Below are 24,246 nucleotides of genomic sequence, written 5' to 3' on the forward strand. Positions count from 1 at the left end.
TCACCACACACCACCGCCACCGCATCCGGACACACCACCACCCGCTCCTCAAACACCTCATGCACACACCGCGAAACACCCCCCACCTCAGCGGTGGGCAGCACCACGGCGAGTTCGTCGGCGCCGAGCAGTTCCAGGTGTGAGACCCGCACACCTGGGTCGTCGGCCACGCCGTCGAGCAGGCGGAGGAGGTGGCCACCCATCCGGGTCACCCGGGCCCGGTCGAACAGGTCGGGCACGTACTCGATCGTCGCGCTCAGCGAGCCGTCCGGCTCCTCCTTGACGAGGAGGGTGAGGTCGAAGCGCGACACACGGGAGCGGCCGGGCAGCGGGGCGACCTCAAGCCCGGTCCAGGCCGGTCCGTCCGAGGCCGGCTCGAAGGTGAAGGCGACCTGGAACAGCGGCGTGCGGGACAGGTCGCGCTCCGGCTGCAGTTCGTCCACCAGCTGGGCGAAGGGCACGTCCTGGTGGTCGAACGCCTCCAGCACCGTGTTCCTGACCTGGGCGAGCAGGTCGGCGAAGGCCGGGTCCCCCTCCCAGCGGGAGCGCACGACGAGGCTGTTGATGCAGTATCCGACGAGCCCCTGCAGCTCGGGCCGGGTCCGGCCGGAGACCATGGTGCCGACGGGGATGTCGTTCAGGCCGGTGTGACGCGACAGCAGCAGCTTGAAGGCGGTCAGCAGCACGGTGAAGAGAGTCGAGCCGTGCCGCCGGGCCACCTCCCGCAGCCGCTCGGCGAGCGGGGCCGGAATCTCGAACGTGTCGACGTCGCCGGTCCAGACCCTGGTGGCGGGCCGGGGGCGGTCGGTGGGCAGGTCGAGCGGGCGCAGGTCGGCGAGCCGCTCGCGCCAGTAGGCGAGCGAACGGTCGAAGGAGCGACCGCTCTCCCAGGCGGCGTAGTCGGCGTACTGCGTCTCAAGCGGCGCGAGCGGGGAGGGCGACCCCTCGGTGAAGGCGCTGTAGAGCTCGGCCAGTTCCCCGACGACGACGGCGAGGGACCACGCGTCACAGGCGATGTGGTGGAACACCAGGACGAGCACGTGGTCGTCGTCGGCCAGCCGGAGCAGGCGGGCCCGCGCGGGCCACTCCGCGGCCAGGTCGAACGAGGTCGCCACCACGGCCCCGACGGCATCCAGCATCCCCTCCCCGTCCACGCCGTGCAGGTCGTCGACGGGCAGGCGCACGGCGTACGGCTCGTCGATCACCTGGGTCGGGTCCTCCCCGACGAGCACGTAACGGGTACGCAGGCTCTCGTGCCTGGCGATGACCTCCCGCCAGGCACGCTCCAGCGAGCCGTGGTCGAGCCGGCCGCGCAGCCGCAACGCCAGCGGAACCAGGTACTCCGGGCTGTCCGGGTCGAGGCGGTTGAGGAACCACATCTGCTGCTGCCCGGAGGAGAGCCCGATCGGCCCCTCTCGGTCGGCCCGGGGGATGCGGCCTCCCCGCGTCCCCTTCTTCTCGGCCAGACGCAACCGGATGAGCTCGTCCCGTCGCGCGCTGAAGTCCGACGCTTCCGTGCTCATGTCGCTCTCCTCCACCGGAATACAGGGGTCACGGAGAATCAGTGCCGTCCGCCCGGAAATGAAGCACCGGACACCGGCACGGCGGCCGATTCCACCGACGAGCGTTCCGTGCGCGACTATAGTTCTTCTATATTCAGCGGAAACATTGAAATTGGATCCTCCCGCAGGCAGCATTCACTCGCATATCGCCCGTTGAAAGGCAACAGCCCGGGCGCGGCCATACGGCGACCCATCGGGAGGACCAGCGTGGAGAATTTCCTTTTGACGGCGCAGGAACGGGCGCAGGTCGACAGGCTCGTCGACGACGTGCTGGCGGACTGGACGTCGTGGGACCCCCTGCGGTTCGCCGAGCAGGCGGGCTCCGTCGCGCACGGCCTGCCGCTGCGGCTGCGCCGGTTCCTGGCCGACGTGCGCGCGGCGGAGGCGGACGTGGCGCTCGTGTCCGGCCTGCCGGTCGACCCCGCTCTCGCGCCGACCCCGGCGGGCTGGGACATGGCCGCCAAGAACGGCGCGGGGCGGCGGGAGGAGCTCGTGCTGCTGCTGGTCGGAGCCGTGCTCGGCGAGCCGTTCGGCTGGGCCAACCAGCAGGACGGGCGCCTGGTGCACGACGTGGTCCCCACTCCGGGCATGGAGCGGTCGCTGACCAGCGCCAGCAGCACGGAGCCCCTGACGCTGCACACCGAGGACGTCTTCCACCCCTTCCGCTGCGACTACGTGTCGCTGTTCTGCCTGCGCAACCCCGACGAGGTGGGCACCACCATCACCCGGTTCGACGCGCTGGACTTCCCCGGTGAGCTGCGCGAGGCGCTGTCCGAGGAATCCTTCAGGTTCTATCCGGACGACTCCCACACCGGGGAGGTCCTCAACGTGGTCGACGGCGACGGGCTCGCCGGCCGCCGCAGCACCGTCGGCCCCGTGGTCTTCGGTCCGGTCGAGCGTTCCTACCTGCGCTTCGACAGGGACTTCATGACGGCCGACCAGGGGGCCGGGCGGGCGGCGGAGGCGATCACGGTGATGCACGGCCTGCTCTGCGAGGCGGTGGAGAGAATCGTGCTGCGACCGGGGGAGGCGATATTCGTCGACAACTACCGGATCGTTCACGGCCGCGAGCCGTTCTCCGCCAGATACGATGGAAACGATCGTTGGCTCAAGAGACTCAATCTGATTCGCGACGTGCGGCGCATATACGCCGGCAGTGGTGCACGATCCAGAATCATCACCTGACGGATCCGCCACCCCCTGGCGTCGACAATGGAGGTTCGCGAGTGATAAGCGTCGCACTGAGCACGCTTCGTGCACGATGGATCACATTCTCGGGAACCTTTCTCTCGCTTTCTCTCGGCGTCGGGATCATCGCCACCATCGCGTTGGTGATGAGTTCCGCCCTCGCGAATTACGAGCGGGCGCGCGCCGTCCTGACGGGGACCGTGGTGCTCCTGAGCGTCTCGGCGGGCGTGGCGGGGTTCGTCACCGTCTTCGTGGTGGCCTCCACGTTCGCCTTCGCGGTGATCCAGCGCACGCGCGAGCTGGCCCTGCTACGCCTGGTCGGGGCCACCCCGCGCCAGGTTCGCCGGATGATCCTGGCCGAGGCGCTGCTGCTCGGCACGGTCGCCTGCGTCGTCGGCTGCCTGCTCAGCCTGGCCGGTGCCCCGGCGCTGGCCGCCACGCTGGTGGCGGGGGGCATCGCGCCGTCCTGGTTCCAGGTCGCCGTCTCGCCCGTGCCGCTCCTGCTCTCGTGCCTGATGGGTCTCGGGGTCGCGACGCTGGGCGTCTCGGCCGCCTCCCGCCGCGCGGCCACCGTACGGCCGACCGAGACTCTGCGCGAGTCCGCCATGGACACGCCGCTCTCACGCGGCCTCCGCTCGCCGCGCACGCTGTCCGGCCTGGGCTTCCTGGCCATCGCGATCCTGGGGATGGCCGTCATCACGGTCGCCATGCCGGGCATATCCGGTGTTCCCGTGGTGTACCTCTGGGTGCTGCTGATGCCGATCGCGGCGGCCGCCCTGCTGGCCCCGGCCCTCATCCCTCCGGTGATCCGGCTGCTGACCTGGCCGTGGGCTCGCGGCGGCAGCGCGGTCGGCCTCCTGGTGCGGGAGAACGCCCTCACCATGGTCCGGCGCACGGCCGCGACGGCCATCCCGATCCTCCTCACCGTCGGGTTGTCGATCACCCTGCTCGGCGCGCTTGAGACGATCGGCCAGGCCCGGTCGGCCGAGACGGCCGCCCAGCTCCGCGCCGACCACGTGCTCGTTCCCGACGGCTCCACCGGTATCCGCCCGGAGGCGCTGGAGCGGGCGCGCTCCGTCGCGGGTGCCCAGATCGCCGCGCTCACGCCGGTGACCGTCAGCGCGGCCGACGAGTTCGGCACCGTCGAGGAGTTGTCGGGCTACGCCGCCGCTCCCGCCATGCTCGCCGTGACGACGGACCTCCCGGTGGTCGCCGGATCGCTGAAGAACCTGGGCCGGGACACCATCGTGGTGACCGAGGACTGGGAGCGCCGCGTCGGCCAGCGCGTCGAGATCACGCCGGCCGGCGGGAAGCCGGTCCGGCTGAAGGTCGCCGCGGTGCTGAGGAGCGGGATCGGCGGCGCCGACTTCTACCTGGACGCCTCCCACGCCGGACGGAGCACGCCGGAGGTGGCCTACGTGAAGACCTCCCCCGGTGGAGCCGGACCGTTGCGCGAGAAGACCGCCGGGCAGGGCGTGCAGGTGCTGACCAGGGCCGAATGGGTCGCCGTCTCCCGGAACAGCGACCAGGGCACCAGCGTGATCGGCATGATGGTGACGCTCGGCATCTCCGTGGTCTACAGCTGCATCTCGATCGTCAACACGATGGTGATGGCGGCGTCCGGCCGTAGACGGGATCTGGTCATGCTGCGCCTGGCCGGGGCCACCTCGCGGCAGGCGGTGCTCTCGCTGCTGGCCGAGTCGGTCCTGGTGGTGGCGGTCGGGACGGTGCTGGCCGTGGCGGCCTCCTCGCTCAACTTCGCCGGGCTGCTCAGCGCGCTGACCCAGCTGGAGCCCGCCGCCTCGCTGGCGATCCCGTGGGCGCCGGTGGGTGCGCTCACCGCCACCAGCGCCCTGCTCGCGGTGGCCGCCACCACCCTGACGGCCAGGGCGACCCTGAAAACCTCCGCCATCGGCCGCGCCGTGGCAGCCGAGTGACCACGAGAAAGGTGATTGCCATGGATCTGGCCGTCGATCTGCGGTCCGTGACCAAGGTGTACGGTTCCGGCGCGGCCCGGGTGACCGCGCTGGCCGATCTGAGCTTCTCCTTCCCCGCCGGGAGCTTCACCGCCGTGATGGGCCCGTCGGGGTCGGGTAAGTCCACGCTGCTGCAGTGCGCCGCGGGACTGGACCGGCCGGACTCGGGGCAGGTGATGCTCACCGACGTCGATCTGGCCACGCTGAACGAGGACCAGCTCACCCTGCTGCGCAGGGAGCGGATCGGCTTCGTGTTCCAGGCCTTCAACCTGATCAGCGCGCTGACCGCGGCGCAGAACGTACGGCTTCCGCTGCTGCTCGGCGGGCGCACCCCCAGTGACGCGGAGGTCGACTGGGCCCTGACCTCGGTCGGACTCGCCGAGCGCGCCGCGCACCGGCCCGGGGAGTTGTCCGGCGGCCAGCAGCAACGGGTCGCGATCGCCCGCGCGCTGATCACCAAGCCCGACGTGCTGTTCGCCGACGAACCCACCGGCGCGCTGGACACCAGCAGCGGCCGGGAGGTGCTCGAACTGCTGCGTGGCGTGGTGGACCAGCACCACCGTACGGTGATCATGGTGACGCACGACCCCGTCGCCGCCTCCTACGCCGACGTCGTGATGTTCCTGGCCGACGGGCGAGTGGTCGACGTGATGCGTGATCCCGCCGCCGACCGGATCGCCACCCGCATGACCAATCTGGAGCGCCGGTGACGTCCCGCCACGGAGGGCGGCGGATGGATCGGCCGCTCTCCGGCGGCGGGCGACGGCGTCTCGGCCCTTCGGCCCTCCTGACCCCGCTCGCCGGCTGTCCGGTTGTCCGGAGCCGTCCGCGCGGTCAGGTCAGAGCCGAGCCCTCCGCCTCGCGGGTCCCGGGAAGGGTCGCGACCTCCTCGAAGAAGAACTCCCTGGCGACATCGGCGTAGACGATGTCCAGCGCGTTGGCGACGAACAGCTCCCTCGTCAGCTGCCGGTTGACCTCCCCGTCCGGCATCACCTGCACCTGCCCCGGTTTGACGAGCACCACCTTTGTGCGGTGGACACCGAAACGCAGCGCGAGAATGTCCCGCACCTCGCGGATCAGCGGCGACGAGCCCTCGTCCGTCTCCGCGCGGGCCGGTTGCGCGACCACGATGATCTCGTCGCGGTCCGCCGGCGCCGGGAAGGCGCTGCAGGCCACGATGGAGCCGCCGCCGACGATCGCGCGCTCCACCCTGCCGAGGTCGAGGTAGCGGCCGCCGTACCTCGACACATCCCGCATCAGCCCCGTCACGTACAGCTCGCCGCGGACGATCGCCCCCAGGTTCCCGCTCCGCACGAAGCCTTTCTCCCCGTCCGCGGTGACCTGGTCGAACCGTTCCCCGGTGAGACGTTCCTTGCGCCAGTAACCTGGCACGACGCGCGGCCCGCGCACCCAGATCTCGCCGATCCTGCCTTCGGGAAGCGCGCCGGCGGTGACCGGGTCGACGATCCGCAGGTCGGGCTCGGGGACCACGCCGAGGCCCAGCAGCCGCGGTCCCTGCGCGTCCGAGGTGGGGATGAGGAGATTCCTGTCGAGCGCCCGGGAGTCGAAGCACCTGGCCTCGACCGCCCCTCCGGGGGCGCCGACGGCGGTCAGCAGGGTGGCCTCCGCCAGGCCGTACGAGGTTCGCAGCGCCTCGGCACGCAGGCCCGCGGTGCGCAGGCGCTCGGCGAAGAGCTCGACGGTGCGCGCCTCGGCCGGGGAGGCGCCCGTCATCTCCACCAGCAGCGCATGCCGCCACCGTGACAGGTCCAGTCCCGCGAGCTGGTCGTCGGTGATCTCGCTGACGCACAGTCCGTAGCCGAAGGTGGGTGAGACGCTGAACCTCACATCGTGCCGGTCGATCAGCCGCAACCATCTGATCGGGTCGGCGCAGAAGGTCTCGGGGGGCATCAGCACCGCGGTGCCGCCGCTGATCAGCGGTGCCAGGAGCAGGGCGATCAGGCCCATCGAGTGGTGCAGGGGCAGCCAGCCGCCGGAGCGCACACCGGAGCCGAGCCCGTAGGCCGCGGCGATCAGGGCGCAGTTGTGCAGGACGTTGGCGTGCGAGACCGTGATGCCGATCGGGCCGCCTCCGGGGCCGACGGTGTACTGCAGCAGCGCCTGGTCCTCGCCCTTCCTGAGCGGCTCCACCCAGTCCGAGGCGTCCTCGAACTCGATGACGTCGGTGGCGACGCACTCGTGGATGCCGAGATCGTCGTGGGTCAGCCAGACGTACACCTCGTCGGAGTGCGCGGCGTCGGTCAGGACCAGGCACGCCTCGGCGTCGAGCGCGATCCCGGTGATCGTGCTGAGGTGGTGGTCGGTCCGGCCGGGAAGCGGTACGGGCACGGGGACGACGTCCGCGTAGAGGCACGCCAGCAGGCTCCTGGTGAACTCGATCCCCGTCGGATAGCACAGCAGGACCCGGTCCCCGGGCCGGCACACGCTCTGTAACCAGGCCGCCAGTGACGTGGCCAGCAGATGCAGTTCGAGGTAGCCGATGTGGTGCTCGCGGCCGTCTCCGTCCTCCAGGACAACGGCGTTCTGACAGGGCCTTTCTTCCACCTGCTCCACGATGGCGTCGAAAATCGATTCATTTCGCACGCGGACTCCTCCGGCTACCTTCCAGACATACCAGCAGGTAATATATTTCGGTCATGACCTGGAATCTTGGACGCCGAAGTCAAACGTCAAGCAGACACATGTTTCCGAAACTTAACGCAATCACATATGAGCCGGGCTCAGATTTTCCCGAACTATATTCCGGTAATAAGTCAGGGCCCTTATATTACCATTGTGCAGCGTGACTGGAAATGGGCATCCGTTAAAGTCCACCGATCGTCCACCCGGCCGCCACCAGGCCGGGGAGGCAGTTGAATTCATTAATGACGGCCTGCCTCCGGGGGGTCTTATGCCGTGCCCAGCGCGAGCAGAAGCCGCGCCTCACTTTCGTCCACCAGCGAGAGACGGCCGACGGGAAGGTTTGGAACGTTTGATTCCACCGCCCGGCGGAAGTGCGCGGCGAATCGTTCGACCGTCGGGGCGTCGAACAGGTCGGTGTCGTATTTGACGACCGCCGTGAAAACGGAGGCCGCCTTACGAACATCCACCGTCAGATCGAACTGACCTTCCATCTGGGATACGTCGTAGGCGGCCAGCCGCAGACCGCGGAAGGTCGTCTCCGGCCCCTCGACCGAACCGTCGACGGCCAGCGGGAGCGCGGGGTCCATCGCGTCCATCGACAGCAGGTTGACCGCGACGTGGAACAGCGGCGCCCGGTTCGGCGACAGGTCGCCGATGAGTGCGGAGGGCAGCGCGGCGTTCGCCATGGCGCGGACCATCCCCTGGTGCGCCGCGACCGCCGCCTGGCCGAACGTCGTCTCCGGGGTGAGGTTCGCCCGGATCGGGAGCGTGTTGGCGAAGTAACCGACCACGTTGCGCATGCCGCCGCCGAAACGTGTGCTGGCGGGGCAGCCGACGAGGAAGTCGCCGGTTCCGACGTACCGGTGGAGCACCGCCTGCAGCGCCGCGAACACCGTGGCGAACGGCGTGACCCCCGCCGCGCGCGAGTCCTCGATCAGCCGCGCGCCCGTCCGTTCGGAGAACGACACGACGGTCGCCGCCCCCCGCAACGACGGCCTGGCCGGGCGCGGGCGGTCGGTGGGCAGCCGCGCCGCGGTCGCCCCTGCGCACACCTCACGCCAGTGACGCTCCAGACGCGGTCTTCTGGGAGAGGCCAGCAGGTCCTGTTCGGCGCGCACGTAGTCGTCGAACGTGCGGGTGAGCTCCGGCCAGCCGGGGTCGTCCCCTTCCTCGTAGGCCCACAGCAGGTCACGCAGGACCAGCCACTGGGACATCGCGTCGCTCACGATGTGGTGCGCCACGAGCATCAGCACGGCGTCGTCCGGGGTCCGGCGCACCAGCGTGACGCGGAAGGCCCCGGTCCGGCCCAGGTCGAACGGGGCCTTGCCGGCCCGCGTCACCCGCTCGTGGAGCACCTCCTCCTCCACCGGGCCCACGTCGATCACCGCCAGCGGCGACGGCAGGTCCGCGACCTCCCGGTACGGCACCCCGTCGACCTCGGCGAACACCGAGCGAAGCATCTCGTGCCTGGCCACGACGGCGTCCGTCGCACGGCGCAGGCGCGCCACGTCCAGCGGGCCGCGGACGCGGACCGCCACCATCATCGTGTAGGCGGTGCTGCCGGGGGCGAGCCGCTGCAGGAACCACATCGCCTGCTGGCCGACCGAAAGCTCGCGGAGGCCGTCCATCAGATGGTCACGACCACATCGTGCAGGTAACCGGTCAGCGCGTTGACCGTGGGATGGTCCCAGGCGACCGTCGGCTCGACGAAGACCCCGAACTCGTCCTCGATGTCACCGCTGAGGCTCATCGCGAAGACCGAGTCGAGCCCGATCTCGACGAGCTCGACATCGGGGTCGATCTCCTCGGGATCGCGCTCCACGTAGAAGGCGACGCGCTCGCGTAACCACATGCGAATGGTGTCAGGCGACATAGATGGCAGCTCCTAATGAGTCGATCGGTACGCCAGCAGCGAGAGCGGCCGCCTGTCGTCGAGCCGTTCCCGCAGGACGGGCAGCAGCCGGTCCACGGCCTCGTCCCTCCCGCCCAGCACGCGGGCCAGGCACACCCGCAGCCACAGCGTGTCCAGGCCGTTGTCGGCCCACATCCGCAGGCAGGCCGCCGCGGCGTAACCCGCCGCGTATCTCCTGGCCAGGTCGAACATCTCCGGCGGGACGTCCCGGGCGACCGGACGGCAGCGGGCGAGCTCGGCGTGCAGCCCGTCCGCGTAGCGGCGCAGCCTGCCCAGGTGTTCCGGAGCCGCGTCCATCGCGGCGCCGGTGCGCGCGGGCAGGTCCTGCACCAGGCTGCAGCCGCCGCGAGACAGCAGGCTCAGCCTGTCCGGCTCGAACGCGGGCACCGCCAGGTCGAGCCCGGCCGCGACGTCCAGGCCGTCGTGGTCGACCCGTTCCCGCCGGTATCCCCGCACCAGGCCGGAGAACTGGTTGACCACCGCGTTGAGGTTGACAAGCGTGTTGCCGTCGAAGATGCCGACGATCCGGTGGTCCCGCTGAAGCTTCTGGAAGGGTCCGTCGGTCAGCAGGGCGCGCGCGCCGAGCACCTTGGCCAGCCGGTTGACGGCACGGTCAACGATCGTGGGCACGTAGTACTTGACGACCGCGGAGATCACACTCTGCTCCGCGGTCAGCGTGTGGATCGCCCGCGTCGACACCAGGGTCACCGCCTCGGCGACCATCAGGTCCGCGTAGGACTCCGCCAGCACACGCGAGGTCTGCGGCAGCTCGATCAACGGGCGGCCGAACATCCGGTGCCGCTCGGCGAAACCGGCGACGAAACGTAGCGCGTGCTCGCCCATCCCCAGCGACATCCCCCCGCACAGCGTGCGGGTGATCTGCAGTCCCTTCAGCAGGATCTCCAGCCCGGCGCCCGGTTCTCCGATCATCGCGTCCGCGGGGACCTCCGCCCCGGTGAAGTGGATGCCGCTGATGTCGGCGCCCCGTACCCCGTGGGTCCTGACCTTGGGCAGGTGGTGGTAGCCGCCGGAGGGCAGACGGTGCTTGTCGACGAGGAAGAGGCTGTGGCAGCGTGCCTCACTCCGGGGGCCGGTCCTGGCCAGCACGCAGACCAGATCGCCGCGGGTGGCGTTGTTGATCAGCCACTTCTCTCCGTCGATCCGGTACCCGGCGCCGCTCGGGGTGGCCGAGACCCGCCCCGCCAGCACGTCGCTGCCGTGGTCGCGCTCGGTGAGCGCCAGGGAGACCACCTCGCCACGCAGTACCCGCCGGGCCAGGTCCTCCGCCTGGCCGGGCGTGCCCGCGACCCAGGTGGCGACCGAGCCGAGGTAGGTCTTGCAGTGGGCCAGGGCGACGGTGAAGTCACGCCGGGACAGCGTCCGGATCACCTGGAGCAGGTTCTCGTAGGTGTCCAGGTCACCGCCGTGTCCGACGGGCACGTAGAACCGTGGCAGGCCCAGCTTGTCCAGGTGCGCGCAGATGTCCTCGGGGAACTCCTCGCGCCCGTCCAGCTCCAGGCAGCGGGAGACGGAGAAGACGTTCCCCTCGTCGGCGGGGTCGCCGAGCGCGTCCTCGATGCGCTCGGCCAGCGCGAACGGCCGGTAGGTCATGACACGCCACCGCGGTGGTGGCCGATCACTCCCGCGGACAGGTCCTCGTGGCGCGCGTCGAGCCTCCCCGAGACGAACAGCTCGCGCGCCGTACCCCGCCGGATCTTGCCGCTGGTGGTCTTGGGGATGGTGCCCGGGCGGACGAACGAGACGTTGGCCACCGTCACCCCGAGCCGCCGGCCCAGCGCCGACCTGATCTCGCCGGCCAGCCGGGTCAGCGTCTCCTCCGTCACGGCGCGGGTCCTGATCTCCTGCACGATCACGATCTCCTCGTGTGGCACGGTGACGGAGAACACGCAGGACGGCAGGTTCTCCATGGCCGGGACCAGGCCGGCCACCGCCCGCTCGATGTCGTGCGGATAGAGGTTGCGCCCGTTGACGATGACCATGTCCTTGATCCGGCCGGTGACGTACAGCTCGCCGTCGGCGAGCACGCCCAGGTCACCGGTGCGCAGGAAGCCGCTCTCCCCGGATCCGGTCGTCGCGCCGAAACAGTGCCGCGTCTCCTCCTCCTTGCGCCAGTACCCGGACGCGACGCCGTCACCGCGGACCCAGATCTCGCCGACCCGCCCGTCTGGAAGCTCCGCGTGGGTGTCCGGATCCACGATGCGCACATCCATCACCCCCGGGCGGCCACAGCTGACCAGCGGCCTGCCCGCGTCGTCGGGCAGCAGCGTGTCGCGGGCGAGCGCGCCGGGGTCGGCCCTGGTCACGACCGGTGGGCGCCCGGAAGCGGTGCCGGAGATGAACAGCGTGGCCTCGGCCATGCCGTACCCGGCCGTCAGGGCCTCCGGTTTCAGACCGGCCACCGCGAAGCGGTCGGCGAACCTGGCCAGGGTGCCGGCGTCGATGGGTTCCGCGCCGTTGCACGCGTGCCGCCAGCTCGACAGGTCCATGCCGCGCACCTGCTGGTCGGTGACCCGGCGGGCGCACAGGTCGTAGGCGAAGTTGGGGGCGGCGCTCACCTCCGCGCCGTACTTGCCGATCAGGTCGAGCCAGACCCACGGACGGCGCAGGAAGTCGGTGGGCGACATGAGCACCGTGGTCCCGCCGAGGTACAGCGGGAGCAGGATCATCGCCACCAGGCCCATGTCGTGGTAGACGGGCAGCCAGCTGCAAAAGCGCGGGCCCTCGGTGAGGTCGAGCAGCCGGCTGCCCACCAGGATGTTGTCCACGAGGTCGCCGTGCCTGACCATCACGCCCTTGGCCTCGCTGGTCGAGCCTGAGGTGTACTGCAGGAACGCCAGCGCGTCCCGGGAGAGCTCGGCTCGCCGCCCCGGCTCACCGCGCCCCACGACGGCGACCTCGACGCCCAGCCCGCTGTGGCTGATCCAGGCGGACACCGCCTCGGCACGGTCGGCGTCGGTCAGCACGAGAGCCGGTTCCGCGTCACGGCAGACCGCCGTGACGCGGTCGTACTGCCGCCGGTAGGTGTCGGGTACGGGGACGGGTACGGCGACCGCGCCCGCGTGCAGGCATCCCAGGAACGCCGTGACGAAGCCCAGGCCGGAGGGGTAGGACAGCAGCACCCGCTCTCCCGGTGTGACCTTCGTGGCCAACCAGGCGCCCACGGACCGCGCGGCCAGATCGAGGCTCCGGTACGTGTGCACCTCCTCCTCGCCGCCGTCGCGGCAGAACACCAGCGCGCGCCGGTCGGGAAAGCGCTCGGCGTTGTCGCCCAGCCGGGCCATGAAGCCCTCGAATCCCGTCACCCCGTTCATCCCGCTCACCTCTCCTGCATGCTCCGCCGGAGCCCTATACTCCGGCCATACTGTTCAGCCACAGCCGCCGGCGTGTTCCTCGGCCGGGTTGAGGGAGGCGGCGGGCCGCAGCCCGAGCGAGCCCGCGAAGGCGTCCAGCCTGTCGACTCCCCAGTACTTGTCGTAGCGACGGACGAAGAACGGGACTCCGAACACGCCGTCGCGGTAGGCGGACAGCAGCGCCTGTACGGCCTGCTCGCGAACCGGGAGCCGGTCCGCGGCCCCCGCCAGTTCGCCGGCCGGCAGGTCGAGCGCGGTGGCGATCTCCGCGACCACCTCGGGGGCGCAGATGTCGAGCCCCCGCTCCCAGCGCATCTCCGAGGCCAGCATGACGAACTCCCGGCCCCGGCCCTTGTCCGCGGCCACCAGGTAGGCCAGGTGCGGCACCTCCCAACGCGGCTCCCGGTCCAGCGGCCAGGACGTCCGCAGTCCCCTGTCACGGGCGAGCCTGCGCACGTCCTGCAGGATGTACAGGTGCTTGGCCTTGGGCATGGTCGCGTAGCCGAACTCACCACCGGCCTCGGCCAGTTCCCTGAGCATGGACTCCTCCGGGTCCCAGAACGGAATCCATTCGAGCCGTTCGGCCAGGCCGGGGTAGTCGTTCAGCAGGTCGTGCAGTGCCAGCCAGGAGTACGGACTCCGCAGGCTGAAGTAGAACCTCACCCTCGCTCCCTTCCCGAACCCCTCACAGGGCGATGCCTCCGTCGACGCGGATCACCTGGCCGGTGATGTAGGCGGCACGGCCGGAGGCGAGGAAGGAGACCAGGTCGGCGACCTCGCCGGGCGTGCCGAAACGGGCCAGGGAGATCCGTTCGCCCATCTGCTGGACGACCTTCTCGGACAGGCCGGCGGTCATGTCGGTCTCGACGAATCCGGGCGCCACCACGTTCGCGGTGATCCCGTAACGGCCGACCTCCTTGGCCAGCGCCTTGGTGAAGCCGATGATGCCCGCCTTGGAGGCGGAGTAGTTGGTCTGGCCGGAGTTCCCCGCGACGCCGGCCACCGACGACAGCGTGACGACCGCGCCCCGCTTGCGTTTCATCATCCGGAAGATCGCGGCCCGCACCACGTTGTGCGTACCGCCGAGGTTGACGGTGAGCACCCGGTCCCAGTCCTCATCCGTCAGCAGCGCCAGCGGCCTGTCCCTGGTGATCCCCGCGGAGGTGACCACGGCGTGCACCGGGCCGAACTCCTCCTCGACGTCGCCGACGAACGCGCGCACCTGGGAGCGGTCGGTCACGTCCACCTGACGGGCCAGCACCCCCGCTCCCGCCTCGACCGCCTCCTTCGCCACCTCGTCCGCGGCCTCGGCGTTGGACTGGTAGCAGAAAGCCACGTCGTAGCCGTCGGCGGCGAGCCTGGTCACCACGGCCCTGCCGATGCCCCGCGATCCGCCGGTGACCAGCGCGACCGGACGGCCGGTCACGACGCGCCTCCCACCGGTGCCGCCTGACGCAGGACCTCGGCCGGCCGCAGCGACACCACCGCGCCGGCCTCGTGCACCACCTCGGAGCCGACCAGGGTCTCCCCCTCCACGATCGAGCTGTCCTCGACCTGGCGGACCAGGCGCACCCGGTGTGAGAGCACCTCGCCGGGCAGTACGGGGCGCAGGAAGCGCACGTTCTTCATCACCCCGCCGAGCACGACCTTGCCGGACAGCACGTCCGGGTTGGGCTGCTCCCACAGGACGAGCAGCGAGGCGGCCTGCGCCCACGACTCCAGGAGCAGCAACGACGGGTAGTGGTGGCCCCTGGGGCCCGCGTCGGCGCCGACGCGCCGGTAGTACGGCTCGTTGCAGGTGACCGCCTTGATCGCGGTCAGGCTCCGGCCCGGTGAGACCTCGGTGACCTGGTCGAGCAGCAGGATCGGGTACCGGTGCGGGATGAACCGTTTGATCTCGTCTACCCCGATCACGCCGCCTCCCGGTACCGCAGCCGGAGCCGGGCGGACTCGCCGCGCTCGGTGCCGACCACCACGGTGTAGTCGCCGTCGCGTGGCGTGGCCCGCACGGTGAGCTCGTCCCCTGGAAGCACCGGGCTGAGGAAGCGGGCGCTCACGATCTCGCTCAGCGTCAGGTCCGCGCCGAACGACGCGCGCAGGGCGCGGTCGACGAACTCCAGCATGCCGACGGCCGGGAACACGGGGAAGCCGGGGTAGTGGCCGGCGAACATCGGCTCGTCCGGATCGACGACCACCGTGGCGGTGATCGTGTCCCCATCGGCACCGACCCGTACGGCCGATGTCGTGAGCGCGGCGGGCCGGCTCATCCGGCGGCCTTCCGCAGCAGCTCTCCCAGCAGGGCGTACGTGCTCTCCAAGGTGGTCACTCCGGCGACCTCGGATTCGTCGATCCTCACCTGGTACTTCTTCTCCAGGTTGACCGTGATCTCCAGCGCCATCAGCGAGTCCACCCCGAGATCCTCGACGAAGTGCGCCTCGTCGGTGACCTCGGCCACGTCGACGTCGAGCGTCACCGCGATCAGCGTGCGCAGCTCTTCCTTGTCCACCGCGGTGATGATCTGTTCGGTCATGTTCCGTCCCTCTCATAAGCACGGGATTAGGCGGCTCCGAACCGGAGCCGCAGGTCACGGGCAGGGTTCCAGGCGCAGCACCGTGCAACCGACAACGCCGCCACAGTCAACGGACGTCACCAGGGCGAGGCTCCCGGCCGGCTCGTCCCGCCCGGCGGCCAGCGTGGCGGCGAGCTGGAACGCCGCGGACGCGGCGGCCGTGTCGCCGAGTGCCTCCCGGCAGCGCAGCCGTACGGCGGCGCCCCCGATCGCGTCGGTGACGCCCGCGCTCTCCTGCTCGCCGAGCGTTCCCGTCGTCTCCGAGGTGGCCACCATGCGCACGTCGGCGGGGTCGAGATCGCAACGCGTCAGCAGTCCCGTGACGCACTCCGACAGCCGCCGCCCCGCCTCCTCCTGGTGGCCGAACGCGGCGAACCGCGACCCGAGCACGGTGGCCAGCGGGGTCCGCCCGGATCGGACGGCGTTCTCCCGGGACTCCAGCAGGAAGATCGCGCAGCCCTCGCCCAGCGGCTCGCTCCGCTGACCGGAGTGCCACGCCAGCCAGCCCCGGTGTTCGGAGAACTCCTCGACCGCGCCGCACAGGATCGTCTCGCATCGGCCCCGCCGCAGCAGTCTGGAGGCGTAGTTGAGGGCGAGCAGGCCGGTGACGGCTCCACCGGCGACGGTGGCGTTCGGCCCCTTCAGCCCGTACCAGATGGCGCTCTGCCCGGCGGCACGGTTCATCACCGTGTTGGGGAAGCGGGCCGGGTCGACGTCGTACGGCCGCTCACCGACCATCGAGTCCCTGGTGAAGTCGACGATGCTCTGGACGCTCCCCGACCCGGTGCCGAGCACGAGCCCGACACGCTCGGGGTGGTCGGCGGGCCCGCCGCCGTACTCCTCCAGCAGCATGCCGACACCTGTCACCGCGATGCCGGTCGCCCGGTCCATCCCCCGGGTGCTCTTTCCGCCGAGTTTGGGGGGAATGTCAAAGCCGGGGATGACATACGCCCGGTCGAACGGCCCGCCGTCCGTGACGGGCGACGGCTGCCGTCCCGTGCCGATTCCGGCCGCGAACGGACCGGCCCCGAGTCCGAACGGCGAGGCCACGGACCACCCCGACATGACCAACTCATCCATGTTCTCTCCTCAGCTCCCGGATTCGCCGCCGGCCCACGAACTGCCCGCGGCCAGCAGTTCGGCCCCGTCAACGCCGATGGTGTTGCCGGTGATCCACGAGGTGGTGGTGCTCGACAGCAACACCACCGCCTCGGCGACGTCCTCCGGGACGGTCAGCCGGTGGTGCGGGTTGTTCCGCGCGCTGTTCCGGCTGAACTCGTGGTGTTCCGGGATCCGCCGGAGCGCGGGCGTCAGCGTGACGCCGGCGCGCAGCGCGTTCACCGCGACGCCTCTCGGCGCCAGTTCGCAGGCCAGCTGACGCACGTGCGCCTCCAGCGCGCACTTGGCCGCCGAAACCGCGCCGTAGCTGGGCAGGTGCTGGACCGCCCCGGCGCTGGTCATCGCGAACACCTTGGCGCCGGAGGGAAGCAGATCGGCGGCGGCCAGGTCCTGGACCCAGTACACGAGGCTGTTCGCCATCACGTCCATGGTCATCTCAAGCTGCGGTCCGCTGATCCCGGCCGCGCCCTCCTCGGCGGGCAGGTAACGCACCAGCGTGCCGAAGGCCAGCGAGTGCAGCAGGACTCTCAGCCCGGCGCCGTCGGTCAGCTCCGCGAGCCCGGCGACGATCTCCTGCCGCACGGTCTTACGGGCCGCGTTGGCGTTGTGGAAGTGGACCCGCACCCCGTAGGAGGACAGCTTCTCCCTCAGCTGGGTGACGGACTCGTCCATCGCGGCGGTGTCGAAGTGCACCCCGACGATGTTCATGCCCTGCTGGGCCATGGCCAGCGCGCAGGCCCGGCCGATTCCGCTGGAGACGCCGAGGACCAGGCCCCAGCTCTTGTCGAGTGAGGTCAACATTGCCGACTCCCGGTTGGCTGGGCCGAATGGACGGGACGCATCCCGCCGAAGGCGAAGTTGCCCTCGGCGGTCGCGGTGATCACCAGGCTGGGCCGCCTCTCGGCCGCGCCGAACAGCCGGGCGAGCAGCAGAAGGGGGGCAAGGCAGCCGCCGTCGGCGGTGAGCGCGGGACGCACCGTCAGGCCGGTGGCGGCGAGGACGCCGGCCAGGGCCCGGCTCACCGCCGAGTCGTCGAGGACCGGGCGGACCACGACGTCACCGGTGCCCAGCCGGGACACCGCGGTCTCGATCTGCGCGGCCAGCTGGCGCCGCCCGGCGGAGGTGGTCATCAGAGCGGGGGGCGCGAACGCGGTCCTGGCGAAGCAGGATCCGAGGATGGGCGCGCCGCGTTCCTCGGCCAGCGCGCGCGGTTCCATGGTCATGGCCACCGCTCCCTGCTCGGCCGCCAGTCCCGGCGCGTGGTGTGGCAGGCCGTGTTCCATGGCGGCGGCGATCAGCACGTCGGCCCGGCCCGCAGCCAGCGCCCTCAACCCGATCTCGACGGCCTCGAACCCGGCCACCCGCGGCGAGGTGAGCGTCAGGCTGAACGCCTTGATCTGGTGGTCGCTGGCCAGGCGGCCGCTGAGCACGTTGATCGCGAAGTAGGGGGCTCCCGCCGGGCTGAGGTCGTCGGAGTGTCCCGTGGTGACCACGCGGTCGACGTCGTCGAAGTAGGCGCGCAGCGCGCCGTTCGTGCCGACCGCCGCGCCGCGCCGGTGCGCGGGCACGTGTTCGAGGCCGCCTCCGCCGGTCACGGCGCGCCGCGCGGCGGCGAGCAGGTACTGCGAGGCCGGCGGCAGGTATTTGTACCCGCGCGGCCCGAGCTCCGTGGTCACGTCGAACCAGGGGCCGTGGCGCTCGGGCACGACCGTCCCGACACCGGTGACGACGATGTCCCCCACGTCCCCTATGCCCCTGATATCCCTGATCTCCCCGGTCATGCCGCCTCCTCCAGGACGAAGGAGGCGTTGTTGCCGCCGAAGGCGTACGCGTTGACCATGATCCGCGGCGTCCTGAGGCGGACCGGGCCGTCGACCGGCAGGTACACCTCGCACTCCGGGTCCTGCTCCCCGATCGCGACGTTCGGCGGCACCGTGCCGGAGCGGAGGATGAGGGCGGCCGCCACCGCGCCGAGCGCGGCCGCCGCCCCGCCGGTGTGCCCGAGGAGCGCCTTGATGCTGTACAGGGGGACCTTGTCGGCCCGCTCGCCCAGGACGGTCCGCAGCGCGCGGCTCTCGACCAGGTCGTTGAGCCGCGTGCCGGTGCCGTGCGGGATGACGCATCCCAGGCGTCCTGACTCGCCCAGCGCCTCCCGCATCGCGCGGACGATCTGCTCCCCGCTGGGTTCCGGCGCGGTGAGGTGGTGCGCGTCGCAGCTCCAGCCGGCCCCGGCCACCCTGCCGTACACGGCCGCCCCGCGCCCGTAGGCGTGCTCGGCCGATTCGAGGACCAGGATTCCCGCGCCCTCGGCGAGCACGGTCCCCCGGCGGTCCCGGTCGAAGGGACGGCACCGGACCGGATCGATCGCGCCGAGGCGGTCGAACGACGCCCAGCCGACCCTGGAGTAGGCGTCCACCCCGCCCGCGATCACCACGTCCGCCTCGCCGCCGCGAACCATGTCGGCGGCGACGCTCAGCGCGAACCCGCCCGCGGCGCAGGCGTTGCTGATGCTCACGTTGACACCGAACGCGCCGAGCCGCTCGCCCACCTCCGAGGCGAGCCTGAACGTCGGGTTCCAGCCGGTGCCCGGCTCCCGGCTCCTGCCGCTCTCGTGCAGCATGGCCTCGCCCATGCACGAGCCGATGACCACGCCGATCCGCATGGGCCAGTCGCGCCGTTCCAGGCCCGCGTCCCTGAGCGCCTCGCTCACCGCCGAGTTCAGCAGCCGGCCGGCCCGCCCGTCGCCGAACGCCGCGTCGGGCACCCGGTGCATCAGCGGGTGACGCAGGTTCGCCCCCGGGTCGGGGATGCGCTCGGGAACCGGGGGCAGGGCTCCGGCCATCGCCGCCCGCAGCACCGCGGCACCGTACCCCTGGCAGGTGACCGCGCCGACGCCGGTGACCAGGACGTCCGTCATCGCGACGCGCCGGAGAGCGCGGCCGAGAGGCGGTCGTCGAAGGACACCAGGCCCCATTCGGACCGGCCGGAGATCTCGGCGTATCCGTGGGTGATCCGGCCGGTGGCGGTGGGGACGAGCAGGCCGTCGCGGAGCACGTAGCAGTCCATCCGCGAGGTGTAGGTCAACCGTTTGAAGACGTCCTCGACGGTCAGGACCGTGTAGAGCTCCTCTTCCATCAGCGCCTCGTCCAGCAGCGTGACCCTGGAGTGCGGCACGGCGGGGATCCATCCCTGCTCGTCGAGCAGTCGTTTGACCGACACACCGCGGTCGGCGAGGAAGAGGTCCACAACCTCCTCCATAATTCGCAAATATCCGGACATCTGCATGCGCTCGGTGAAGTGGCAGTAGAAGTAGGGAATCCGCCATTTCCAGGCGAAGGCGTTGCGGCCGCCGGTCAGGACGTCGAGCGGGTCGGCGCCGTCGGGCACCTGCACACTCTTGTCCTGCTCCCCGAGCCGAGCCACCGTGTACGGGCGCAGTTCGGCCGGGATCTCGCCCGCGCCGCCGCGAGGGTCGTGCCGTAGCGACACCTTGACCTTGGCGCTGACGGCCTTCGGCGCGCCGGGGTCCGCGTTGGGCCGGATGACGACGCTGAAGGTGAGCGTCCCGGGCTCGGCCACGGTGACCTCGGCGGTCGCCAGGTCGTCGATGCGCAGCGCGCTCAGGATCCTGGTGTCGATGTCGACCAGGTCGACGCACAGCCCGTGATCGTGGTAGAGATCGGTGGCTCTTATCCCCGACCGGCGCAGGTGTTCGAGCACCGCCTCCTCGACCAGGTAGTTCAGATGCTTGAAGCCGATCCAGGTGCCGACGTTCGCACCTTCGTACCGGGGCCGGATCTCCAGGCGGGTGACGGTCACGTGCTCTCCAGATGGTGTGTCGCGGCGAACTCACCGATCAGCTCGGCGAATCGGTGCGCCTGTTCGATCATCGGCAGGTGCCCTGCGGGCAGGATCTCGAAGCGGGCGTGTGGCAGCGCCTCGGCCAGCGTCCGCCCGTCCCGCGGCGGGGCCGCGGGGTCGTCGGCGCCGCTGATCACCAGGCAGGGTACGGTGACGGCGGCGGTGTCCAGCATGGGTGAGCGCAGGTAGGCGTCGAAGAACCGCATCCACCCGTACGGGCCGAGCCGCTCGCGCAGTTTCAGCGCCATGTCGTGGCGGACGTCGGCGGCCAGCCGGCCCTCCGAGCTGACCCGCAGACCGTCGTCGAGGATGCCGTGGAAACCATGGAGGTAGCTCTCGATGGTCGCCCAGTCGAACTCGGCCGGGCTGGCCCGGTAGAACGGCGACACGAGCACGGCGGCCGGCCCGCCGTCGCGCGCGAGCACCTCCAGCAGCACGTTGGCCGCGAAGGAGTGCGCGACGACCAGGTCGACGGCGCCGGCCTCGTCGATGGCCGCCCTGACCCACGAGGTGGCGTCGCCCCGCCTGCTCCACTCTCCGGTGTCGCCCGCCGACCACGGCAGGGCGGCCTCCCACAGCTCCAGGTCCGGGCCTGCCAGCTCCGCGAACCGGTTCCACGTCGAGGGGCCACCGCCGAGCCCGTACAGCATCAGCACACGCACCGGTCGTTCGACGGTGGCGGGGCGGCGGCACCTGACCCGGGGGGTCATCGACCGGTCCCGGCCGTGGTGGGCGCCGGAGTGAGCACGGTGGCCGCCGCGGCGTCGGAGGCGTTCACGCTCGCCAGTACGGCGCCGTCGCCACCCGCGCTCAACCAGGAGGCCCCGGCGACGCACTGCACGACGCCGAGCGCGCCCGAGCAGCGCCCGAGCAGCGCGGTCAGGTCATGGGTCGCGGCTCCGGCCGTCTCCTCCGCCGTGGGCGGCTGTTCGGGCAGGCACCACAGACCGACGGGTCCGGCCTGCTCCAGTACGTGACCGACCGCCTCGTCGTGCGTCTCCCGCCTGGCGTAGCGGCCCAGCCGGGCCAGCGACCCGGCCCCGCGTTCGCGCGCGGCCTCCTCCGACTCCAGCACCAGCGCGGCGGCGCCGTCGAACAGCGGCCCGACCAGGTGGGTCACCACCTCGTTGACCGGTTCGACGCCGACCACGAGCATCCGCCGCGCCCGCCCGGCGTCGATCATCATCCCGGCCCAGTACACCGCGTCCAGGCCGGAGGTGGGCCCGTTGCACAGGGTCAGGTTCACCCCGCGCAGTCCGAACGAGATCGCCAGCCACGAGGCCGTCACGTTGCTCGCGGTGGCGGGCAGCATCATGGGGCTGGTGGCGCCGTAACCGTGCTCGGCGATGGTGGACACCGTGGCGCACACCGTGTCCACGTTGCCGAAGTTGGAGCTGACCACCACGCCGATGCTCTCGCCCGGCACCGCGAGGCCGGGATCGAGCAGCAGGCCGGCGTCGGCGAGGGCGTCCCTGCCCGCGCACAGCGCCAGCTTGGTCGCCCGGTCCTTGTACCGCAGGCCACGCCCGCTCAGCCCGGTGATCGGATCCTCTCCACCCGGCGTCGTGGTCGTCAGCAGCAGGTCCGCCGGCCGGGCCACCCCGCCGATCGCGGTTCCCACACCGGTGATCACCGTCATCGGTCCGCCGCCTTCTCCACAACGGCCACCGCGTTCAGGCCGCCGAACCCGAACGCGTTCACCTGGGCGAATCGCACCGCGGCGCGCACCGCCCGGTCGCGGACCAGGCGCAGTCCCGCCATCTCGTCCATGACGTCCGTGACGCCGACCACCGGCGGCACGACCCCGGTCCGCATGGACTCCAGCGCGACGAGCAGGCTGTGCAGGCCGGAGGCCCCCGCGGTGTGCCCGGTCATCGACTTGATCGCCGTCATCCAGGGCGAAGGACGGACCTCGCCGAAGACCTCGCCGAGGCTGCGCGCCTCGGCCTCGTCGTTCAGCGGCGTCCCCGTACCGTGGAGCAGCAACAGGTCGATGTCGCCCGGGGTCAGGCCCGCGCGCTCGTGCGCCTGCCGTACCGCCAGGGCGATGCTCTTGGCGTCGGGCGCGGAGGGGTGGTAGGCGTCGCAGTTCACCGCGACCGAGCGCACCAGCCCGTACACCTTCCCGGAGGTGGCCTGCGATGCCCGGCGCAGGACGACCGCGGCCGCCCCCTCGCCCTGGAGCATGCCCCTGCGTCCCTTGTCGAAGGGGCGCAGGGCGTCGGGCGGGTCGGAATAGCAGCGGTCGAGCAGGCCGTAGGTGCTCTCCGAGATGTTGTCGACGCCCGCCACGATCACCGCGTCGGCGGCGCCGGCGTTCAGCAGATCGGTGCCGAGCGCGAGCGCGTAGAGCGAGGCCGCGCAGGCGTTGGCGACCGTGAAGGTCTGGGAGGCGTTGAAGCGGCGGCGCAGCGCGGTGCCGAAGTGCAGCTCGTCGGTGTCGAAGGCGACGCCGTCGCGCCAGCTCAACTCGACCGAGCGCAGCTCGCGCAGGGTGGTTCCCACGAGGATCGGCACGTCACGCAGGTCCTCGCCCAGACCCGCGTCGCGGGCCGCGACCTCCACCACGTGCTCCAGCCACCTGGACGAGCGCAGCGGCACGTCACCGCCCTCTTCGGGCCGGTCGTCGATCTCGAAGGCGAGCTTGGTCCGGTACTTGCTCAGATCGAATCCGCGCGGCTCGGCCGCCGTTCCCCAGCCCCCGCACAGCGAGGCAAAGATCTCCTCCACGTCGACACCGGCACTGGCGACCGCGCCGACACCGCAGACGGCGACCATCACGCCCCCCGGTACTTGCCGAGGATGAGCACGGCGTTGTTGCCCCCGAAGGCGAGCGCGTTGTTCTGCACCACGTTCAGCTCCGCCGGGCGCGCCTGGTTGGGCACGCAGTCCAGCGCGCACTCCGGGTCCGTTTCGACGTGGTTGATCGTCGGCGGAATGAAGCCCTCGGTGATGGCCAGCGCGCACGCCGCCGCGGCGAGGGCGCTGGCCGCGCCCATCGAGTGCCCGATCATCGACTTGATCGAGACGGTGGCGGGCGGCCTGGTGCCGAACACCTGGTGGATGGCGCGCGCCTCGGTGATGTCGTTGGCCTTCGTCCCGGTACCGTGCGCCGAGATGAAGTCGATCTCCTCCGGCTTCACTCCTGCGTCCCGGTGGGCCAGGCGCATGCAGTCGGCGATGCTGTCCCGGTCGGGCGCGACCGGGTGGTGGGCGTCGCAGTTCAGCCCGAACCCGAGGATCTCCGCGTAGATGCGCGCGCCACGGGCCAGCGCCGACTCCATGCTCTCCAGCAGGAGGATTCCCGCTCCCTCGCCGGTCAGGATGCCCTTGCGGCCTCGGTCGAACGGCTGGCAGACCTGGGGGGCGATCGTCCCCAGGCGGTAGAAGCCCGCGAAGGTCTTGCGGCACAGCGCGTCCGCGCCGCCGCACAAGGCGACGTCGACGTCGCCGCTCTGCACGGCGTCGAAGCCGTGGCCGATCGCGTAGTTGCCCGCCGCGCACGCGGTGGGCAGAGTGACGGCCTCGACGTCGGTCATGCCGAGCTCACGCGCGATGCTCGACGAGAGCCTGCCGGCACCGACGCGCCCGCTCAGCGCGGGATCGAGCCGGTCGAGGCCGCGGTCGATTCCCTGTCCGGCCAGGTTGTCGAAGTCCCGCCCCTCACCGTTGGTGGTGCCGACCGACACCAGCGCGCGTCGCGCGCGCAGTTCCCGCGGCTGCAGGCCGGCGTCCCGCACGGCCATCCCCGCCGCCGCCACCGACAGCTGACTGGCCCGGCCGAGCTCGGCCGGATCGAGACGGTCGATCGACGCGGCCGGATCGAAATCGGTGACCTCGCATGCGTTGGCGTATTCGAACCCGGTCGTGTCGAACGCGGTGATGGGTTTGACCCCGCTACGCCCTTCTCGTAATCCAGAAAGGAATTCCTGCACGCCGATGCCGATACTGGTGATCGCACCGATACCGGTGACGACCACCCGTCTTCTGAAATGTTTATCCGTTCGCGGTCCGCTCATCAACGCCCTCCTGTCCAGCCGCCGTC

At 71.0% G+C, this 24,246-nt stretch carries 23 protein-coding genes; 3 read left to right on the forward strand and 20 right to left on the reverse strand.

The window, feature by feature from the left end:
* A partial coding sequence (locus tag ABZ470_RS39995; RefSeq protein ID WP_362918282.1) for a condensation domain-containing protein occupies positions 1-1,523 on the reverse strand: 1,523 nt, incomplete at its 3' end.
* Between the two features lie 246 nt (positions 1,524-1,769).
* On the opposite strand from ABZ470_RS39995, the gene ABZ470_RS40000 reads away from it, so the two are divergent.
* The 3 genes from ABZ470_RS40000 (at position 1,770) to ABZ470_RS40010 (ending at position 5,436) form a co-directional block, all read left to right on the forward strand.
* A complete protein-coding gene (locus ABZ470_RS40000) occupies positions 1,770-2,747 on the forward strand; it encodes a hypothetical protein (RefSeq protein ID WP_362918284.1) in 978 nt (325 codons plus the stop codon).
* Positions 2,748-2,896: 149 nt separating this feature from the next.
* A complete protein-coding gene (locus ABZ470_RS40005) occupies positions 2,897-4,687 on the forward strand; it encodes an FtsX-like permease family protein (protein ID WP_362918286.1) in 1,791 nt (596 codons plus the stop codon).
* 20 nt (positions 4,688-4,707) lie between these two features.
* Entirely contained in the window at positions 4,708-5,436 is a 729-nt protein-coding gene (locus tag ABZ470_RS40010; protein WP_352015725.1) for an ABC transporter ATP-binding protein, read from the forward strand.
* 124 nt (positions 5,437-5,560) lie between these two features.
* On the opposite strand, the gene ABZ470_RS40015 is transcribed toward ABZ470_RS40010, so the two are convergent.
* From ABZ470_RS40015 to ABZ470_RS40105, 19 genes are all read right to left on the reverse strand, one after another.
* On the reverse strand, positions 5,561-7,330 hold the full coding sequence (locus tag ABZ470_RS40015) for an AMP-binding protein (RefSeq protein ID WP_362918289.1): 1,770 nt from the start codon (positions 7,328-7,330) through the stop codon (positions 5,561-5,563).
* 305 nt (positions 7,331-7,635) lie between these two features.
* On the reverse strand, positions 7,636-8,997 hold the full coding sequence (locus ABZ470_RS40020) for a condensation domain-containing protein (RefSeq protein WP_362918291.1): 1,362 nt from the start codon (positions 8,995-8,997) through the stop codon (positions 7,636-7,638).
* Positions 8,997-9,242, reverse strand: a complete 246-nt coding sequence (locus tag ABZ470_RS40025; RefSeq protein ID WP_352015728.1) for an acyl carrier protein — start codon at positions 9,240-9,242, stop codon at positions 8,997-8,999. The genes ABZ470_RS40020 and ABZ470_RS40025 overlap by 1 nt, the downstream gene beginning before the upstream one ends.
* 12 nt (positions 9,243-9,254) lie before the next feature.
* Positions 9,255-10,892 (reverse strand): acyl-CoA dehydrogenase family protein, encoded by a 1,638-nt coding sequence (locus ABZ470_RS40030; RefSeq protein ID WP_362918293.1) that lies wholly within the window; start codon positions 10,890-10,892, stop codon positions 9,255-9,257.
* Positions 10,889-12,613 (reverse strand): fatty acyl-AMP ligase, encoded by a 1,725-nt coding sequence (locus ABZ470_RS40035; protein ID WP_362772003.1) that lies wholly within the window; start codon positions 12,611-12,613, stop codon positions 10,889-10,891. The genes ABZ470_RS40030 and ABZ470_RS40035 overlap by 4 nt, the downstream gene beginning before the upstream one ends.
* A gap of 54 nt (positions 12,614-12,667) precedes the next feature.
* Positions 12,668-13,315 carry a DsbA family protein gene (locus tag ABZ470_RS40040; protein WP_362918295.1) on the reverse strand — a complete coding sequence of 216 codons (648 nt, stop codon included), beginning with the start codon at positions 13,313-13,315 and terminating at the stop codon, positions 12,668-12,670.
* A gap of 22 nt (positions 13,316-13,337) precedes the next feature.
* A complete protein-coding gene (gene fabG, locus ABZ470_RS40045) occupies positions 13,338-14,078 on the reverse strand; it encodes a 3-oxoacyl-[acyl-carrier-protein] reductase (RefSeq protein ID WP_362771999.1) in 741 nt (246 codons plus the stop codon).
* On the reverse strand, positions 14,075-14,566 hold the full coding sequence (locus ABZ470_RS40050) for a hypothetical protein (protein ID WP_362918297.1): 492 nt from the start codon (positions 14,564-14,566) through the stop codon (positions 14,075-14,077). The genes fabG and ABZ470_RS40050 overlap by 4 nt, the downstream gene beginning before the upstream one ends.
* On the reverse strand, positions 14,563-14,919 hold the full coding sequence (locus tag ABZ470_RS40055; RefSeq protein WP_362918299.1) for a hypothetical protein: 357 nt from the start codon (positions 14,917-14,919) through the stop codon (positions 14,563-14,565). Before ABZ470_RS40055 ends, ABZ470_RS40050 begins: the two co-directional genes overlap by 4 nt.
* A complete protein-coding gene (locus tag ABZ470_RS40060; RefSeq protein ID WP_362918301.1) occupies positions 14,916-15,182 on the reverse strand; it encodes an acyl carrier protein in 267 nt (88 codons plus the stop codon). The genes ABZ470_RS40055 and ABZ470_RS40060 overlap by 4 nt, the downstream gene beginning before the upstream one ends.
* Positions 15,183-15,236: 54 nt before the next feature.
* Complete coding sequence (locus ABZ470_RS40065; RefSeq protein WP_362918303.1) at positions 15,237-16,301, reverse strand: beta-ketoacyl synthase N-terminal-like domain-containing protein; 1,065 nt, start codon at positions 16,299-16,301, stop codon at positions 15,237-15,239.
* A 9-nt stretch (positions 16,302-16,310) separates the two neighbouring features.
* Positions 16,311-17,141: an SDR family oxidoreductase gene (locus tag ABZ470_RS40070; RefSeq protein ID WP_362918305.1), complete on the reverse strand. Its 831-nt coding sequence runs from the start codon at positions 17,139-17,141 to the stop codon at positions 16,311-16,313.
* Positions 17,135-18,121 (reverse strand): beta-ketoacyl synthase N-terminal-like domain-containing protein, encoded by a 987-nt coding sequence (locus ABZ470_RS40075; RefSeq protein ID WP_352015738.1) that lies wholly within the window; start codon positions 18,119-18,121, stop codon positions 17,135-17,137. The genes ABZ470_RS40070 and ABZ470_RS40075 overlap by 7 nt, the downstream gene beginning before the upstream one ends.
* On the reverse strand, positions 18,118-19,257 hold the full coding sequence (locus ABZ470_RS40080; protein ID WP_352015739.1) for a beta-ketoacyl synthase N-terminal-like domain-containing protein: 1,140 nt from the start codon (positions 19,255-19,257) through the stop codon (positions 18,118-18,120). The genes ABZ470_RS40075 and ABZ470_RS40080 overlap by 4 nt, the downstream gene beginning before the upstream one ends.
* Entirely contained in the window at positions 19,254-20,159 is a 906-nt protein-coding gene (locus ABZ470_RS40085; RefSeq protein WP_362918308.1) for a thioesterase family protein, read from the reverse strand. The genes ABZ470_RS40080 and ABZ470_RS40085 overlap by 4 nt, the downstream gene beginning before the upstream one ends.
* A complete protein-coding gene (locus tag ABZ470_RS40090; RefSeq protein ID WP_362918310.1) occupies positions 20,156-20,911 on the reverse strand; it encodes an alpha/beta hydrolase in 756 nt (251 codons plus the stop codon). Before ABZ470_RS40090 ends, ABZ470_RS40085 begins: the two co-directional genes overlap by 4 nt.
* Positions 20,908-21,840 carry a beta-ketoacyl synthase N-terminal-like domain-containing protein gene (locus ABZ470_RS40095; RefSeq protein ID WP_362918312.1) on the reverse strand — a complete coding sequence of 311 codons (933 nt, stop codon included), beginning with the start codon at positions 21,838-21,840 and terminating at the stop codon, positions 20,908-20,910. The genes ABZ470_RS40090 and ABZ470_RS40095 overlap by 4 nt, the downstream gene beginning before the upstream one ends.
* Positions 21,837-22,979 (reverse strand): beta-ketoacyl synthase N-terminal-like domain-containing protein, encoded by a 1,143-nt coding sequence (locus ABZ470_RS40100; protein ID WP_362918314.1) that lies wholly within the window; start codon positions 22,977-22,979, stop codon positions 21,837-21,839. Before ABZ470_RS40100 ends, ABZ470_RS40095 begins: the two co-directional genes overlap by 4 nt.
* The gene (locus ABZ470_RS40105) at positions 22,979-24,220 is read right to left on the reverse strand and encodes a beta-ketoacyl-[acyl-carrier-protein] synthase family protein (protein WP_352015744.1); all 1,242 of its coding nucleotides are present in this window, start codon (positions 24,218-24,220) and stop codon (positions 22,979-22,981) included. The genes ABZ470_RS40100 and ABZ470_RS40105 overlap by 1 nt, the downstream gene beginning before the upstream one ends.
* Positions 24,221-24,246: the final 26 nt, after the last annotated feature.

It is taken from the genome of Streptosporangium sp. NPDC020072, from assembly GCF_040631445.1.
Lineage (GTDB): Bacteria > Actinomycetota > Actinomycetes > Streptosporangiales > Streptosporangiaceae > Streptosporangium.